13 protein-coding genes are annotated in these 15,790 nt (G+C 69.4%); 4 read left to right on the plus strand and 9 right to left on the minus strand.

Annotated elements, in window-relative coordinates:
* Positions 1 to 318: 318 nt before the first annotated feature.
* The 4 genes from X946_RS24715 to X946_RS24730 are packed head-to-tail and all read right to left on the minus strand — an operon-like array spanning position 319 to position 4,100.
* The gene (locus X946_RS24715) at positions 319 to 1,113 is read right to left on the minus strand and encodes a PqiC family protein (RefSeq protein WP_038753265.1); all 795 of its coding nucleotides are present in this window, start codon (positions 1,111 to 1,113) and stop codon (positions 319 to 321) included.
* Positions 1,110 to 2,765 (minus strand): PqiB family protein, encoded by a 1,656-nt coding sequence (locus X946_RS24720; RefSeq protein WP_038753267.1) that lies wholly within the window; start codon positions 2,763 to 2,765, stop codon positions 1,110 to 1,112. Before X946_RS24720 ends, X946_RS24715 begins: the two co-directional genes overlap by 4 nt.
* A complete protein-coding gene (locus X946_RS24725; protein WP_038753269.1) occupies positions 2,758 to 3,420 on the minus strand; it encodes a paraquat-inducible protein A in 663 nt (220 codons plus the stop codon). Before X946_RS24725 ends, X946_RS24720 begins: the two co-directional genes overlap by 8 nt.
* Positions 3,417 to 4,100, minus strand: coding sequence for a paraquat-inducible protein A (locus X946_RS24730; RefSeq protein ID WP_038753272.1), 684 nt, complete (start codon positions 4,098 to 4,100; stop codon positions 3,417 to 3,419). Before X946_RS24730 ends, X946_RS24725 begins: the two co-directional genes overlap by 4 nt.
* A 262-nt stretch (positions 4,101 to 4,362) precedes the next feature.
* On the opposite strand from X946_RS24730, the gene X946_RS24740 reads away from it, so the two are divergent.
* From X946_RS24740 to X946_RS24750, 3 genes are all read left to right on the plus strand, one after another.
* Positions 4,363 to 4,923: a cytochrome b gene (locus tag X946_RS24740; protein WP_038753276.1), complete on the plus strand. Its 561-nt coding sequence runs from the start codon at positions 4,363 to 4,365 to the stop codon at positions 4,921 to 4,923.
* Positions 4,924 to 4,934: 11 nt separating this feature from the next.
* Positions 4,935 to 5,495: a YceI family protein gene (locus tag X946_RS24745; RefSeq protein ID WP_038753278.1), complete on the plus strand. Its 561-nt coding sequence runs from the start codon at positions 4,935 to 4,937 to the stop codon at positions 5,493 to 5,495.
* A 66-nt stretch (positions 5,496 to 5,561) separates the two neighbouring features.
* Positions 5,562 to 6,140: a YceI family protein gene (locus tag X946_RS24750; RefSeq protein ID WP_038753426.1), complete on the plus strand. Its 579-nt coding sequence runs from the start codon at positions 5,562 to 5,564 to the stop codon at positions 6,138 to 6,140.
* Positions 6,141 to 6,498: 358 nt separating this feature from the next.
* Here X946_RS24750 and secF read toward each other — a convergent pair whose 3' ends face one another.
* From secF to queA, 5 genes are all read right to left on the minus strand, one after another.
* Positions 6,499 to 7,449, minus strand: coding sequence for a protein translocase subunit SecF (gene secF / locus X946_RS24755; RefSeq protein ID WP_038753280.1), 951 nt, complete (start codon positions 7,447 to 7,449; stop codon positions 6,499 to 6,501).
* 15 nt (positions 7,450 to 7,464) lie between these two features.
* Entirely contained in the window at positions 7,465 to 9,495 is a 2,031-nt protein-coding gene (gene secD / locus X946_RS24760) for a protein translocase subunit SecD (RefSeq protein ID WP_038753282.1), read from the minus strand.
* A gap of 106 nt (positions 9,496 to 9,601) precedes the next feature.
* Entirely contained in the window at positions 9,602 to 9,928 is a 327-nt protein-coding gene (yajC, locus tag X946_RS24765) for a preprotein translocase subunit YajC (RefSeq protein ID WP_009913541.1), read from the minus strand.
* A gap of 376 nt (positions 9,929 to 10,304) precedes the next feature.
* On the minus strand, positions 10,305 to 11,492 hold the full coding sequence (tgt, locus tag X946_RS24770; RefSeq protein WP_038753284.1) for a tRNA guanosine(34) transglycosylase Tgt: 1,188 nt from the start codon (positions 11,490 to 11,492) through the stop codon (positions 10,305 to 10,307).
* Between the two features lie 279 nt (positions 11,493 to 11,771).
* Positions 11,772 to 12,857: a tRNA preQ1(34) S-adenosylmethionine ribosyltransferase-isomerase QueA gene (gene queA, locus X946_RS24775; RefSeq protein ID WP_038753286.1), complete on the minus strand. Its 1,086-nt coding sequence runs from the start codon at positions 12,855 to 12,857 to the stop codon at positions 11,772 to 11,774.
* Between the two features lie 148 nt (positions 12,858 to 13,005).
* On the opposite strand from queA, the gene recG reads away from it, so the two are divergent.
* The gene (recG, locus tag X946_RS24780) at positions 13,006 to 15,741 is read left to right on the plus strand and encodes an ATP-dependent DNA helicase RecG (RefSeq protein ID WP_161788695.1); all 2,736 of its coding nucleotides are present in this window, start codon (positions 13,006 to 13,008) and stop codon (positions 15,739 to 15,741) included.
* Positions 15,742 to 15,790: the final 49 nt, after the last annotated feature.

A 15,790-nucleotide genomic window follows, 5' to 3' on the forward strand; every position in this document is an offset into this window, starting at 1 on the left:
GCCGCTTCCGCCGCTTCCGCCGCTTCCGCCGCTTCCGCCGCTTCCGCCGCTTCCGCCGCTTCCGCCGCTTCCGCCGCTTCCGCCGCTTCCGCCGCTTCCATCACTTCCGCCAGCTTCACCGCTGCCGCGATCCATTCCGGAGCGATCAAGTTGCGCGACGCCGCTGCCTCGACTACCTAACCGCGAACCGCGAACCGCGAACCGCGAACCGCGAACCGCGAACCGCCTCAACCGTCGGCTGCTCACCACTCACCACTCACCACTCACCGCCAAATTCCCCCCCGCCGCGCCGATCCCTCCCGCCGCGCCGCGCGCGCATCACGGCGCGTCGCCGACGCGCTGCGTGTCCGCCGCAGCCGGATTTGCCGGACAGCGCGCGACCGGCGTCGCGAGCGCGGACGCATCGCCCGCCGCCGTTTCCTTCGCCGCCGTCGAGGCTTTCTTCGCCGCTGCCCCGCTCGTCGCGCCGCTCGCCGCTGCCTTCGCCGCGCCGCTCGCGCGCGCCGCCGCCATTGCGCGCACGCCGGCCGCGATCTGCTCGGCGAGCGCGCCGACCGCGTCCCGGTGGCCCGCGACGAGCGCGTCGTAGCCCGGCTGCACCGGCTCGACGACGTCGGTGCGACAGGTCATCACCGCCAGGCTCGGCAGCGCGCGCACGCTCCAGACGGCCGCGAGCGCCGCATGCCGGCCCGGCCACGACTCGAAGCGCTGGACGTTCACGCTCACCCGATAGACGGGCACGCCCGCCGGATATGCGGCGTCGGCGACGTCGATCGTGTCGAGCCGCCGCGTGAGCGCCGACGACAGCGCGCGGCGGATCTCGTCGGCGGGCGGCGATGCCCAGCGCTCCTGCTCGAGCACGTCGACTTGCGCGGCGTTCCGCTGCACGACGAACTGATTTTTCGCGACCTGTTCCGGCACGCCGACGGACGGCACCTGGATCAGGAACGCGGGATTCGCGCTGACGGTTTGTGCGGCGCCGGCCGCCGCCGCGGCGTCGAGCGTGTAGAAGCGCGCGGGCGGCGACGACGAGCAGGCCGCGAGCGTGGCCGCCGCCGCGGCCGCCGCCGCGGCGCGCGCGAAACGCGCCGGTCGGAGCGAGCGTGCGGTCATTTCTGATCTCCTGGTTTGCCTTTCAGCAGCGATTCGGGGTGCCGTTCGAGGTAGTCGGCGAGCGCGTTGAGCGACTGCAGCGTGCGCGTGAGCTCCTTCAGCGCGCCGCGCACGTCCGATTGCAGCGGCGAATCCTGCTGCAGCGTCGCTTCCGCGGTCGCGAAGGTCTGCTTCGCGGCCGACAGCGTGTCGCGCGCCTCGGGCGCGACTTCGGTGTCGAGCCGCTTGAACAGCTTGTCCGCGTTCGCGAGCGCGCTGTTCAGGTTCGCGCCGATCTGGTCGAACGGCACCTTGTCGAGCTTCTTCGCGATGTCGGCGACTTGCAGCTGCAGCTCGTCGAGCGTGTTCGGCACGGTCGGCAGCTCCACGGGCAGGCGGTCGAGATCGATCTTCACGGGCTGCGCCTTCGGGAAGAAATCGAGCGCGACGTAGAGCTGGCTCGTCAGCAGGTTGCCCGTGCGCAGCTGGCCGCGCAGCCCGTGCTGGACGAGCCGCGACAGCACCTCGCGCCGCGCCGCGTCGCCCTTGTCCTGCGCCGCCTCGCGGAACTTCCGGCCGAGCCGGTCGGGGAACACGTTCATCGTCACCGGCATCGTGAAGTTCTTCGTCTTCGGGTCGTAGTCGATGCCGATGTTCGTCACCTGGCCGAGCACGATGCCGCGGAAGTCGACGGGCGCGCCGACGGACAGCCCGCGCAGCGACTGGTTGAAGTTCATCACGACCTGCACCGGCTCGCCGTCCGGCTCGCGCATCGCGTCGGTCTCGTCGGCGCCCAAGCGGAACGTCATGTTGTTCGGCGCGGGCGAGCCGGCCGACTGGTTCGGCGGCGACTGGAACGCGATGCCGCCGAGGATCACCGTCGCGAGCGACTGCGTGTTCAGCTTGAAGCCGCTCGAGTCGAGCCGCAGGTCGACGCCGCTCGCCTGCCACCAGCGCGAATTCAGGCCGACGTACTGATCGTAAGGCGCGGTGACGAACACGCGGAACGTGACGCCCGTGCCGTCCTTGTCGAGCGAGAAGCCGACCACCTGGCCGACCTGCACGCGCCGGTAGTAGATCGGCGAGCCGATGTCGATCGAGCCGAGCGAATCGCCGCGCAGCACGTACTGCGTGCCTTTCTGGTCGCCGGTGACGGCGGGCGGCGTCTCGAGCCCGGTGAACGACTCCTCGGTCTCGTCCGAGCGGCCCGCGTCGACGCCGATGTACGCTCCCGACAGCAGCGTGCCGAGGCCCGACACGCCGGTCGCGCCGACCCGCGGCCGCACGACCCAGAAGCGCGAGCCCTTCACCGCGAAGTTCTCGGCCTCCTTCTTCAGCTGCACTTCGACGAGCACGTGCGACAGATCCTTCGACAGCTTGATCGTCTTGACCATGCCGATCTCGACGTCCTTGTATTTGACCTGCGTCTTGCCGGGCTCGAGGCCCTCGGCGCTCTTGAAGCTGAGCGTGATCTCCGGCCCGCGCTCGAGCACCGATTTGACGACGAGCCCGATGCCGATCAGCGCGGCGACGAGCGGCACGAGCCACACGAGCGACGGCAGCCAGCCGGAGCGCCGCGTGATCACGGGCTCGGGGAGGACGGGCGGCTCGCCGCCGGGCGGGGTGGGAGGGGCCGCGTTCGGGTCGTGCTGCGGGCCTTGCGGTCTATTCATGAGGATTTCCTGAGTTTTCTACGTTGTCCCAGATGAGGCGCGGGTCGAATTGCATCGACGCGAGCATCGTCAGGATCACGACGGAGCCGAACGCGAGCGCGCCGGGGCCCGCCGTGATCACCGCGAGCGAGCGGAAATGGACGAGCGCGACGGTGAGCGTGACGACGAAGATGTCGAGCATCGACCAGCGGCCGATCCGCTCGACGATCCGGTAGAGCTTGGTGCGCTGCATCGGCCGCCACGCGGAGCGGCGCTGCGCGGTGACGACGAGGATCGTGAGCACGCCGAGCTTCAACATCGGCACGAGAATGCTCGCGACGAACACGACGACGGCGAGCGGCCATTCGCCGGACACCCAGAAATACACGACGCCGCTCATGATCGTGTCCTCCTGCGAGCCGACGATCGACGCCGTGCGCATGATCGGCAGCAGGTTCGCCGGAATGTAGAGGATCGCGGCGGCGAGGAGGAGCGCCCAGGTGCGCGCGATGCTGTCCGGTATGCGCAGGTGCAGCGCGGCGCCGCAGCGCGCGCAGTGCTCGGGCGTTTCGTGCGAGCTGAGCGAATCCGGCGACGGGCGGGTGAGCTTCTGCACGTGGCCGCATGCGTGGCAGCTCGCCATGCCGGCCCGCGCGGCGGTGACGATCTCGCTCATCGCGCGCGCGCCTTGCCGGCTTGGCTGGCCGCGCCGGACGCAGCGGCGGTGTCGGCCGCGTCACGCGGCGCGCGCTCGCACAGCGAATCGGCGATGTCCCACAGCGTGCGCGGATCGAACATCACGACGACGGCGAGCATCAGCGTGAGCGCCGCGAACGCGAAGAGCGCGGCCTCGGGAATCACGCGCGCGAGGCTCACCATCTTGACGATCGTGACGAGGATGCCGAGCATGAACACTTCGATCATCCCCCACGGCCGCACGAGCTGGATCGCGCGCAGCACGCGGTTGAAGCCGGGCGGGATCGCGCCCGCGCGCAGCGGGATCAGCACGTAAAGGAGCGCCGACAGCTCGACGAGCGGGAACAGCAGCGTCGAGCAGAACACCATCACCGCGACGAGCGGCATCCCCTGATTCCACATCGCCTCGAGCGCGCCGAAGAGCGTCGTCTGCACGCGCATGCCGTTCACGTCCATTTCGAGGATCGGGAAGCCCTGCGCGATCAGGAAGGTGATGAGCGCGCCCGCCGTGAGCGCGCAGATGCGGTCGATCTGCGCCGAGCCGCTCCGGTAGAGCAGCGCGTCGCAGCGCGGACAGCGGGCGATGTCTTTGCCGCTAAGCGGCGGTTTGTGCAACAGTGCGTCGCATTCGTGACAGGCAATCAGGGCGTTTCTATCCATATGGAAGGGCGGTTGCGCGGCGTCGCGGCGCCGCGTTCACAGGGCCGGAACCCGCGCCAATCTTATCAAAAGGCGGTTTTTGCGGTGTCAAGTACCGGCGCCCGGCCGCCGGCGCCGTCGGGCCGGCCGACCGGCGCGCCCGGCCGGGGCGGCGATTTCGGGATTCTGCCATTCGCGGGCGGTTGCGGTAGCATGGCGGCCGTGACATGCGTCGGACGAATGCGGCAGCGCCGGCGCGGCTTTTCGCTGAACTGAGGATTTCATGGCATCGTTTCCGTCTTCGACGTCCCCCGCAGCTTACACGCGCACCGCGATCGCCCTCCACTGGCTGATCGCGCTGCTCATCGTGTGCGGCTTCGCGCTCGGCTGGGTGATGACGAGCATTCACGGCTTCACGCCGACGAAGCTCAAATACTATTCGTGGCACAAGTGGATCGGCTGCACGGTGTTCGCTTTCGCGATCGTGCGCGTGCTCTGGCGCGCGACCCACGTGCCGCCGCCGATGCCGGCCGGCATGCCCGTATGGCAGCGCGCGGGCGCGCACGCGGTGCATGCGCTCCTTTACGTGCTGATGTTCGCGATTCCGGTGACGGGCTACCTGTACAGCTCGGCCGCGAACATTCCGGTCGTCTATCTCGGGCTCGTGCCGCTGCCGCGCCTGATCGACCCCGATCCCGCGCTGAAGGCGGTGCTGAAGACAGCGCACGTCGCGCTCAACTACGGCCTGCTCGCGCTCGTCGCCGCGCACGTCGCGGCGGCCGTCAAGCACCAGTGGCTCGACCGCGACGGCGTGCTGTCGCGGATGCTTCCGTTCCTCAAATAACAAGGATCGCTATGAAAGTCTCGTTCTACCGCTACATGCTCGCGGCGTTCGCCGCCGCCTCGGTCGCCGTGTCGGGCACCGCGTTCGCGCAGGTCGATCTCGCGAAGAGCAAGGTGTCGGCCGTCTCGAAGCAGATGAACGTGCCGACGGAAGGCGTGTTCAAGAAGTTCTCCGCGCAGATCAAGTTCGACCCGTCGAAGGCCGCGCAGGGCAGCGCGCAGATGACGATCGACGTCGCGAGCTACGATCTCGGCGACCAGATGTACAACGATCAGGTCGCGGGCAAGGACTGGTTCGACGCGAAGGCGTTCCCGCAGGCGAGCTTCGTGTCGAGCGCGATCGCGCCCGCGGGCGGCAACAAGTACAACGTGTCGGGCAAGCTGACGATCAAGGGCAAGACGGTGCCCGTGACGGTGCCCGTGACCATCACGCAGAACGGCGCGTCGCAGGTCTTCGACGGCGTGCTGCCGATCAAGCGCTCGACGTTCAACGTCGGCACGGGCGAATGGAAGGACACGTCCGTCGTCGCCGACGACGTGCAGATCAAGTTTCACATCGTCGCCGCGAAGTAACGCGGGCGGCAGTTCGCACCACCCCTGCGCCGCTTCGGAATGCGGCGCCGTCACAAGGAGATTGATTTGAACAAGCAACTGATGATCGCCGCGGGCGCGCTCGCCGCCGCCCTGTCGTTCTCGGCGCATGCGGCGCCCGCAACGTACCAGTTCGATCCGAGCCACACGTATCCGAGCTTCGAGGCGGACCACTTCGGCGGCCTGTCGGTGTGGCGCGGCAAGTTCGACCAGTCGAGCGGCACCGTGACGCTCGACCGCGCGGCGAAGACGGGCACCGTCGACGTGACGACGAAGGTCGCGTCGATCGCGACCGGCAACCAGAAGCTCGACGAGCACCTGCAGACGCCCGATTTCTTCGACGCGTCGAAATACCCGGAAGCGACCTACAAGGGCACGATCAAGTTTGAAGGCGACAAGCCGGCCGAAGTCGTCGGCAACCTGACGCTGCACGGCGTCACGAAGCCGCTCACGCTGAAGATCGATTCGTTCAAGTGCATGCCGCACCCGATGCTGAAGAAGGAAGTGTGCGGCGTCGACGCGGTCGGCGAATTCAACCGCGACGACTTCGGCCTCGACTACGGCAAGCAGTACGGCTTCAAGATGAAGACGAAGCTCCTCATCACGGCCGAAGCGGTCAAGCAGTAACGCGAAGCGGCGCGCCGCCCGCTATGCGCGGCGGCTCCATCGCTCCGACGAACCGCCGCGTCCCGCATCGGGCGCGGCGGTTCTTTTTTGGCGCGCGCGGCGTGTGCCTAGAATCGTCCGCATTCGTGCCGCGGCCCGTTCTTCGCCGCGCTCGTGAGCCTCGCGGCGCTCGTCGCGCTGCGGCGGCGCTTCGGGTTCCGGTAGCGGGGCGTTCGCGTCCGGCGTCGCGCGCGCCGGCGCGTGCGACCGCGTGCGTGCGCGGCGGCGAGCCAAGGAGGCGAGGGGCGCGCGTGCGAGCGATTCGCAGGCGAAAAAAAACCGGTTCGCGAGGAACCGGCTTTTTCGTGCGACAGGGCGCTTACACCTGCGCGCCCGCGTTCGGATCGTTCGGATCGTGCGCGGTCTTCTTCTCCTTGATGAGATCCTCGCGCTTGATGCCGAGCCACATCGCGAGCGAGCCCGCGACGAACACCGACGAATAGATGCCGAACATGATGCCGACCGTCAGCGCGAGCGCGAAGTAGTGCAGCGTCGGGCCGCCGAAGAAGAACATCGACAGCACCATCATTTCGGTCGACGTGTGCGTGATGATCGTGCGCGACATCGTGCTCGTGATCGCGTGGTTGATCACTTCCTGCACCGTCATCTTGCGTTCGCGGCGGAACGTCTCGCGGATTCGGTCGAAGATGACGACCGACTCGTTGACCGAGTAGCCGAGCACCGCGAGCACCGCGGCCAGCACCGACAGCGAGAACTCCCACTGGAAGAACGCGAAGAAGCCGAGAATGATCACGACGTCGTGCAGGTTCGCGATGATGCCGGCGACCGCGTACTTCCATTCGAAGCGGAACGACAGATAAATCACGATGCCGATCACGACGCACGCGAGCGCGAGCAGGCCGTCGGTCGCGAGCTCGCGGCCGACCTGCGGGCCGACGAACTCGACGCGCTGCAGCGTCACGTCGGCGTCCTGCGCCTTCAGCGCGGCCATCACCTGGTCGCTCTGCTGCGCGGACGTGAGGCCCTGCTTGAGCGGCAGGCGGATCAGCACGTTGCGCGACGTGCCGAAGTTCTGCACCTGCGCGTCGGCGTAGCCGAGCGTGCCGAGCGTCGAGCGCACCGGCTCGAGCTGCGCGGTCTGCTGATACTGGACCTCGATCACCGTGCCGCCCGTGAACTCGATGGACAGATGCAGCCCGCGATGGAGCAGGAAGAACACGGCGGCGAGGAACGTCACGAGCGAGATCACGTTGAAGATCAACGCGTGCCGCATGAACGGAATGTCTTTACGGATGCGGAAAAATTCCATGTTCGTCTCCGGCGCTTAGTTGGACGAGCCTTGCTTGGGCGGCACGCCCGGTCCCGAGCGGCGGCGCGCGACCGGCTTGCCGGTGCGCGGCGCGCCGGCCGGCTGCTTCGGCGCGGCGACGCGCGCGCCCTGCGGCGCGTTCGCGCGCGCGTCCTGGCCGAGCTGCGGCGCGGCCGCGGCCGCGGCTTCGGCGGCGGCGGGGCGCCACACCTGGCCGATCGCGAGCGACTGCAGCTTCTTGCGGCCGCCGTACCAGAGGTTCACGAGGCCGCGCGAGAAGAACACCGCGGAGAACATCGACGTCAGGATGCCGAGGCAGTGCACGATCGCGAACGCGCGCACGGGGCCCGAGCCGAACGCGAGGAGGGCGAGGCCGGCGATCAGCGTCGTCACGTTCGAGTCGAGAATCGTCGCCCATGCGTGCGAGTAACCCTGCTGGATCGCGATCTGCGGCGACGCGCCGGCGCGCAGCTCCTCGCGGATGCGCTCGTTGATCAGCACGTTCGAGTCGATCGCCATGCCGAGCGCGAGCGCGATGGCCGCGATGCCGGGCAGCGTGAGCGTCGCCTGCATCAGCGACAGCACCGCGACGAGCAGCAGCAGGTTCACCGACAGGCCGAGCACCGACACGACGCCGAACAGCATGTAGTACGCGATCATGAACACGGCGATCGCGACGAAGCCCCAGACGACCGAGTGGAAGCCCATCTTGATGTTGTCCGCGCCGAGGCTCGGGCCGATCGTGCGTTCCTCGATGATGTCCATCGGCGCGGCGAGCGAGCCCGCGCGCAGCAGGAGCGCGAGATCGGCGGCGGCCTGCGGGGTCGGCTGGCCGGTGATCTGGAAGCGGTCGCCGAGCTCCGATTGGATCGTCGCGACGGTCAGCACTTCGCCCTTGCCCTTCTCGAACAGCACCATCGCCATCGGCTTGCCGATGTTCTCGCGCGACACCGCGCGCACCGCGCGGCCGCCCGCCGAGTCGAGGCGGATGTTCACGGACGGACGCTGATGCTCGTCGAAGCCCGCCGACGCGTCGATGATGCGGTCGCCCGTGAAGATCACCTGCTTCTTCAGAAGCACCGGCGCCTGGTTACCCTGCGTGAACAGCTCTTCGCCAGGCGGCACCGGATCGTTCGGGTTCGGGTGCAGGTTGAGCGGGTCGGCGAGGCGCGCCTCGAGCGTCGCCGTGCGGCCGATGATGTCCTTCGCCTTCGCGGTGTCCTGCACGCCCGGCAGCTCGACGACGATGCGGTCGTTGCCCTGTTGCTGCAGGATCGGCTCGGACACGCCGAGTTCGTTGACGCGGTTGTGCAGCGTCGTCAGGTTCTGCTTGAGCGCCGCTTCCTCGACGGCCTTCTGGACGGCCGGCGTGAACGTGCCGACGACCTGGTAGCCGCCGCCGCCCGGCTGCGTCGCCCACTGGAGTTCGGAGACGGACGAGGCGAGCAGCTTGCGCGCCTGCTCGGCGGTGTCCTGGTCGGCGAAGTTCGCGACGACCGTCTGATCGACGCGGTTCACGCCGCCGTCGCGGATGCCCTTGTCGCGCAGTTGCGTGCGGGCGTCGGACGCGTCGGAATCGAGCTTCTTCGTCAGCGCGCCCGTCATGTCGACTTGCAGCAGGAAGTGCACGCCGCCGCGCAGGTCGAGGCCGAGATACATCGGCAGCGCGTGCAGAGCGGTCAGCCAGCGCGGCGACGCGCTCTGCAGATTCAGCGCGACGACGTACTGCGGATCGTTCGGATCGGCGTTCAGCGCCTTTTGCAGCATGTCCTTCACGCGCAGCTGCGTGTCGGTGTCCTTCAGGCGCACGCGGATGGTCGCGTTGGCGCTCGCGTTGTCGAAGGTGACGTCGTCGGCCGTGACCTGGCTGGCCTTGAGCGCTGCCTCGACTTGCGCGAGCGTGTCGGCGCCGAGCTTGACCGTGGCCTTGCCGCTCGATACCTGCACCGCCGGCGCTTCGCCGAAGAAGTTGGGCAATGTGTACAGAAAGCCGATGGCGAGCGCCACGACCATCACCACATATTTCCAGATTGGATAACGATTCATGAGGGGGCCGAACGGGATGGTTGGCTGGAATGGCGTCGCGTCCGGCGCCGCTCGCGCCCGCGCGCTTCGCGGCGCGGGCCGTGGGCGGCCGGACGCGGGGCGGGGCTTACAGCGATTTGATCGTGCCCTTCGGCAGGATGGTCGTGACGGCGGCCTTCTGCACGGTGATCTCGGTGCCCTCGGCGATCTCGACGCCGATGTAGGCTTCCGACACCTTCGTCACCTTGCCGACGAGCCCGCCGCTCGTCACCACTTCGTCGCCCTTCGCCATCGCGGCGAGCATGTTGCGATGCTCCTTCTGCCGCTTCATCTGCGGACGGATCATGATGAAGTAGAGCACCGCGAACATCAGGATGAGCGGCAGGAAGCTCATCAGGCTCGATTCGGCACCGCCCGCTGCGCCTTGCGCATAGGCATTGGAAATGAACGACACGTTGGTCTCTCCGTTAGGGAAGATCGAAAAATAAGCCGGTTATTCTACCACCGGCCCTAACCGCGACAGCGGCGCAAATGCGCTTTGGTTTCAAGCTGTTAACCTCGATCCGGCGGCGTTCGCGCGCGTAGCGAAAGATAATTGTAAGGTTTTGCGGGTCCGGCGCGTCGGCGGCGGTCGTCCGATATGCGCGCCGAAGCGCGGGCGCGGCCGGCGCAAACGGGCGAGGGCATTGGGCGGGCGGCATGGCCGCGATGCGCGGCGGCGATTCGCCGCGAAACGTGCGCGCGCACGTGCGCACGTTTCGCGAAGCCGGAGGCGTCGCGCCGGCCGACGTGCGCGACGCCTCTGCGCGCGACGCGCCGCCGCGCCCCCGTCAGTCGACGCCGCGCGCGCGATCCTCCGCGAAGCGCTTCTGGAACGCGTCGAACGTGTGCGTCTCGATCGCCTCGCGGATCTCGCGCATCAGCTCGAGGTAGTAGTGCAGGTTGTGAATCGTGTTGAGCTGCGCGCCGAGAATCTCGCCGACGCGGTGCAAGTGGTGCAGGTAGCCGCGTGAGAAGTTCCGGCAGGTGTAGCAGCCGCAGGTTTCGTCGAGCGGCTTGAGCGAATTCTTGTGCGTGGCGTTGCGGATCTTCACGTCGCCGAAGCGCGTGAAGAGCCAACCGTTGCGCGCGTTGCGGGTCGGCATCACGCAGTCGAACATGTCGACGCCCGCGGCGACGCCCGCGACGAGATCCTCCGGCGTGCCGACGCCCATCAGGTAGTGCGGCTTGTCGGCGGGCAGGCGCGGCGCGACGTGCTCGAGCACGCGCATCATGTCCTCCTTCGGCTCGCCTACCGACAGCCCGCCGATCGCGAGCCCGTGGAAGCCGAGCTCGGCGAGGCCGGCGAGCGATTCGTCGCGCAGATCCTCGTGCATCCCGCCCTGCACGATGCCGAAGAGCGCGTTCGGATTGCCGAGGCGGTCGAACTCGTCGAGCGAGCGTTTCGCCCAGCGCAGCGACATGCGCATCGAATCGGCCGCTTCACGGTGCGTCGTCGGCACGCCGTTGGTCGCGTACGGCGTGCATTCGTCGAACTGCATCACGATGTCCGAGTTCAGCGTCTTCTGGATCTGCATCGACACTTCCGGCGACAGGAACAACCGGTCGCCGTTGATCGGCGACGCGAACGTGACGCCTTCCTCGGTGATCTTGCGCAGATCGCCGAGCGAGAACACCTGGAAGCCGCCCGAATCGGTGAGGATCGGCTTGTGCCAGCCCATGAAGCGGTGCAGCCCGCCGTGCGCCGCGATCGTCTCGAGGCCGGGGCGCAGCCACAGGTGAAACGTATTGCCGAGGATGATCTGCGCGCGCATCTCGTCGAGCTCGCGCGGCTGCACCGCCTTCACGGTGCCATACGTGCCGACCGGCATGAAGATCGGCGTCTCGACCACGCCGTGATTGAGCGTCACGCGGCCGCGGCGCGCACGGCCGTCGGTCGTCAGCAGTTCGAACTTGAGGCCGTTGTGCGGGCGAACGTGATCGTGCGTATCGTGATCGTGGGATGAACCTTCGGTCATCGCTTGATTCTCCTTGCCACCGGAAGCGCTTTGCATGGGACCGGAGTATGCGCTAAAGCGCTGACTCCGGATCGACAAGTCCGGCGCATGTTGAAAGTGCCGCTGGGATTCCGGCGGCGGTGAAAAAGCGGGTGCGCCCGGCAGGCGAAGGCGGCGGACGCTTGCAGCGGGCGCGCGGCGGGCGAAGGCGGCGAGTGCTGCGCGGGCGGCCGGCGCTTGCGACGCGCCGCGGGCGCGTTCGGCACGTGCGCTCGCCGCCGTTGCGCGCGGGCCGCCCGCCTACGCGCCCGGCGTTTGCGGCGTCTCGGGCGTCTCCGGCGTCTCGCGCCGCGTGAGCAGCATCGCGTCGCCGTAGCTGAAGAAACGGTAGCGCGCGTCGATCGCGTGCCGGTACGCGGCGCGGATCGTCTCGACGCCGGCGAACGCCGACACGAGCATCAGCAGCGTCGATTTCGGCAGATGGAAATTCGTCACGAGCCGGTCGACGACGCGAAAGCGATAGCCCGGCGTGATGAAGATGTCGGTTTCCGCGTGCGTCGCGGCGAGCGGCCGGCCGGCATTCTCCGCGTCACGCGCGGCCGCCTCGAGCGCGCGCATCGACGTCGTGCCGACCGCGATCACGCGGCCGCCGCGCGCGCGGGTCGCCGCGATCCGCTCGACGAGCGCGGCGGTCAGCTCGTACGACTCGCTGTGCATCCGGTGCTCGGCGATGTTCTCGACGCGCACCGGCTGGAACGTGCCCGCGCCGACGTGCAGCGTGAGCGTCGCGCGCTCGACGCCGCGCGCGTCGAGCGCGGCGAGCACCGCGTCGTCGAAGTGCAGGCCGGCCGTCGGCGCGGCGACGGCGCCCGGATTCGCCGCGAACACCGTCTGATAGCGGGCCTCGTCGTTCGCATCCGGCACGTGCTCGATGTACGGCGGCAGCGGTAGCCGGCCGTGGCGCTCGATCAGCGCGAGGCAGTCGTCGGGAAAGTGCAGCGTGAAGAACGGCTCGACGCGCTCGCCCACCGTCACGTCGAACGCGTCGGCCAGCGTGAGCGTCGTGCCGGGCGCGGGGCTCTTGCTCGCGCGGATCTGCGCGAGCGCGGTGCGCGCGCCCGTGACGCGCTCGATCAGCACCTCGATCTTGCCGCCGCTCGCCTTGTGGCCGAAGAAGCGCGCCTTCAGCACCTTCGTGTCGTTGAACACGAGCAGGTCGCCCGGCGCGACGCACGCGGGCAGCTCGGCGAAGCGCCGGTCGACGAGGCGCGGGGGCTCGGTCGTGTTGTCCACCTCGAGCAGGCGGCTCGCGCTGCGTTCGGGCAGCGCGGTTTGTGCGATCAGCTCGGGCGGCAGATCGAAATCGAAATCGGAAAGCGTGAGCATGCGAAACGGGGTCGGGGTGGCCGGCCTGACGGGCGAAGCGCGTCGCGGCGCGCACGAGCCGCTATGATGGCGGGGTTGCGCGGCTTGGCCGGCGTCGCTCGTTCGTGCGACGTGAAAGCCGCTATTGTACTTGCTAGCCTTCTGCCCGATGCCAGTGCCCGTTCGCCGTTCCGTAACCGATCCTGCCGAAGCCGATGCATTCGCCGACGACGCCGCGTCGCGCGCCGCCGCGCGCGCGCCCGGCGTGACGGGTGCGACGGGGGCGACGGATGCGACGGATGCGACGGATGCGACGGATGCGGCCCACGCGAAAGACGTGAAAGACGCGCCGAACGCGCCGAACGCCGGCGTGCCGCGTGCGGCGCAGCGCGCGGGGAAGGCGCGCGGGGGCCGCGACGAGCGGCGCCCGGGCGATCGTGGCGCGCCGAGTGCGCCGAGTGTGCCGAGCGCATCGGGCGCATCGGGCGCCGCACGAAACGCCGACGCGCCAAATCGGCCCGACGCCGCCGCGCCGGTGCAGGCGCCGCATGCGGCGGCTTGGGCCGAGTTCGGCGCCGACGCCGGCGCGCGATCGCGGCCGCGCGCGGGCGCGCCGCGAGGCCGCACGGCCGACGGCCGCATCGTGCCGGCCGCCTCCCCGGCATTCCAGGCCGCCCAAGCCTTGCCGGCCGACCGCGACGACCGCGACGACGCGTCGGCCGAAACGACGAAACCCGCGAAGCGCGCCGCAAAATCCGCCTCGAAATCCGCTCCCAAGCCCGCTTCCAAGCCCGCCTCGAAGCCGGCCGCCGACGCATCCGCCGCGAAGGCCGCGCCGAAGCTCGTCAAAACCGCCGACAAGCTCGCGAAGCTCGGCTTGAAGCGCGACATCGATCTCGTCCTGCATCTGCCGATGCGCTACGAGGACGAGACGACGCTCACGCCGATCGGCGAGCTGCTGCCGGGCGAAATCGCGCAGGCGGAAGGCGTGGTGTTCGACAACGAGATCGCGTACCGGCCGCGCCGCCAATTGCTCGTGAAGCTGCGCGACGACGCGGGCGTCGAGCTCGTGCTGCGTTTTTTGAATTTCTACGGCTCGCAGGTCAAGCAGATGGCGGTCGGCCAGCGGCTGCGCGTGCGCGGCGACGTCCGCGGCGGCTTCTTCGGCCTGGAGATGGTGCATCCGACGGTGAAGCCCGTCGACGAGCACGCGCCGCTGCCGCAGGCGCTCACGCCCGTCTATCCGAGCACGGCGGGCGTGTCGCAGGCGTATCTGCGCAAGGCGATCGACAACGCGCTGACGCGCACGCCGCTGCCCGAGCTGCTGCCGGGCGAGATCGCGCGCGCGTACCTGAAGCCGCTCGACGTTCCGCCGCTCGCCGACGCGGTGCGCATCCTTCATCATCCGGGCGTCGGCGCGGACGAGACGGCGCTCATCGACGGCACGCACCCGGCGTGGACCCGCATCAAGTTCGACGAGCTGCTCGCGCAGCAGCTATCGCTCAAGCGCGCGCACGAGGCGCGCCGCACGCGCGCCGCACCCGCGATGCCGCGCCGCGCGCGCGGCGACGGCGCGTCGCTGTCCGCGCGCCTGTACGCGGCGCTGCCGTTCACGCTGACGGGCGCGCAGGAGCGCGTCGTCGCCGAGATCGCGCACGACCTCACGCAGCCGCACCCGATGCAGCGGCTGCTGCAGGGCGACGTCGGCAGCGGCAAGACCGTCGTCGCGGCGCTCGCCGCCGCGCAGGCGATCGACGCCGGCTACCAGGCCGCGCTGATGGCGCCGACCGAAATCCTCGCCGAGCAGCACGCGCGCAAGCTGCGCGGCTGGCTCGAGCCGCTCGGCGTGTCGGTCGCATGGCTCGCCGGCAGCCTGAAGGCGAAGGACAAGCGCGCGGCGCTCGAGGCGGCCGCGCTCGGCACCGCGCAGCTCGTGATCGGCACGCACGCGATGATTCAGGACACGGTCGAATTCGCGCGGCTCGGGCTCGTGATCGTCGACGAGCAGCACCGCTTCGGCGTCGAGCAGCGGCTCGCGCTGCGCGCGAAGGCGGCGAACGCGGCCGACGGCGCGGCGGGCTTCCAGCCGCATCAGCTGATGATGTCGGCGACGCCGATTCCGCGCACGCTCGCGATGACGTACTACGCGGATCTCGACGTGTCGACGATCGACGAGCTGCCGCCCGGCCGCACGCCGATCCTGACCCGGCTCGTGGCGGACGCGCGCCGCGACGAGGTGATCGGCCGCGTGCGCGAGGCGGCGCTCGCGGGCCGCCAGGTGTACTGGGTGTGCCCGCTCATCGAGGAGAGCGAGACGCTGCAGCTGCAGACGGCCGTCGAGACGTTCGAGACGCTCGCCGCCGCGCTGCCGGAGCTGAAGGTGGGGCTCGTGCACGGCCGGCTCGCGCCGGCGGAGAAGGCCGCGGTGATGGACGCGTTCTCGCGCAACGACGTGCAGCTGCTCGTCGCGACGACGGTGATCGAAGTCGGCGTCGACGTGCCGAATGCGTCGCTGATGGTGATCGAGCACGCCGAGCGCTTCGGGCTCGCGCAACTGCACCAGCTGCGCGGGCGGGTGGGGCGCGGCACCGCCGCGTCGGTGTGCGTGCTGATGTACAGCGGGCCGCTGTCGATCGCGGGCCGCGCGCGCCTGAAGACGATGCGCGAGACGACCGACGGCTTCGAGATCGCGCGCCGCGATCTGGAGATTCGCGGCCCCGGCGAGTTCCTCGGCGCGCGCCAGTCGGGCGCGGCGATGCTGCGCTTCGCGGATCTGGAAAACGACGGCTGGCTGATCGAGCCGGCGCGCGACGCGGCCGCGCGCCTCATCGCCGGCCATCCGGACGTCGTCGAGCAGCATCTGGCGCGTTGGCTCGGCGCGCGCGAGCAATACCTGAAGGCGTGAGCGCGCGGCTCGGGCGGCTGCCGCCACGCGGCGCGGCATGGCATGTTTT

The organism is Burkholderia sp. ABCPW 111 (assembly GCF_000773065.1).
In the GTDB taxonomy this organism is placed as follows: domain Bacteria; phylum Pseudomonadota; class Gammaproteobacteria; order Burkholderiales; family Burkholderiaceae; genus Burkholderia; species Burkholderia savannae.

Coding starts and splice junctions, on each gene's coding strand:
- X946_RS24715 (WP_038753265.1), bottom strand. CDS start 1,113: ATGACCGCACGCTCGCTCCGACCGGCGCGTTTCGCGCGCGCCGCGGCG.
- X946_RS24720 (WP_038753267.1), bottom strand. CDS start 2,765: ATGAATAGACCGCAAGGCCCGCAGCACGACCCGAACGCGGCCCCTCCC.
- X946_RS24725 (WP_038753269.1), bottom strand. CDS start 3,420: ATGAGCGAGATCGTCACCGCCGCGCGGGCCGGCATGGCGAGCTGCCAC.
- X946_RS24730 (WP_038753272.1), bottom strand. CDS start 4,100: ATGGATAGAAACGCCCTGATTGCCTGTCACGAATGCGACGCACTGTTG.
- X946_RS24740 (WP_038753276.1), top strand. CDS start 4,363: ATGGCATCGTTTCCGTCTTCGACGTCCCCCGCAGCTTACACGCGCACC.
- X946_RS24745 (WP_038753278.1), top strand. CDS start 4,935: ATGAAAGTCTCGTTCTACCGCTACATGCTCGCGGCGTTCGCCGCCGCC.
- secF (WP_038753280.1), bottom strand. CDS start 7,449: ATGGAATTTTTCCGCATCCGTAAAGACATTCCGTTCATGCGGCACGCG.
- secD (WP_038753282.1), bottom strand. CDS start 9,495: ATGAATCGTTATCCAATCTGGAAATATGTGGTGATGGTCGTGGCGCTC.
- tgt (WP_038753284.1), bottom strand. CDS start 11,492: ATGACCGAAGGTTCATCCCACGATCACGATACGCACGATCACGTTCGC.
- queA (WP_038753286.1), bottom strand. CDS start 12,857: ATGCTCACGCTTTCCGATTTCGATTTCGATCTGCCGCCCGAGCTGATC.
- recG (WP_161788695.1), top strand. CDS start 13,006: ATGCCAGTGCCCGTTCGCCGTTCCGTAACCGATCCTGCCGAAGCCGAT.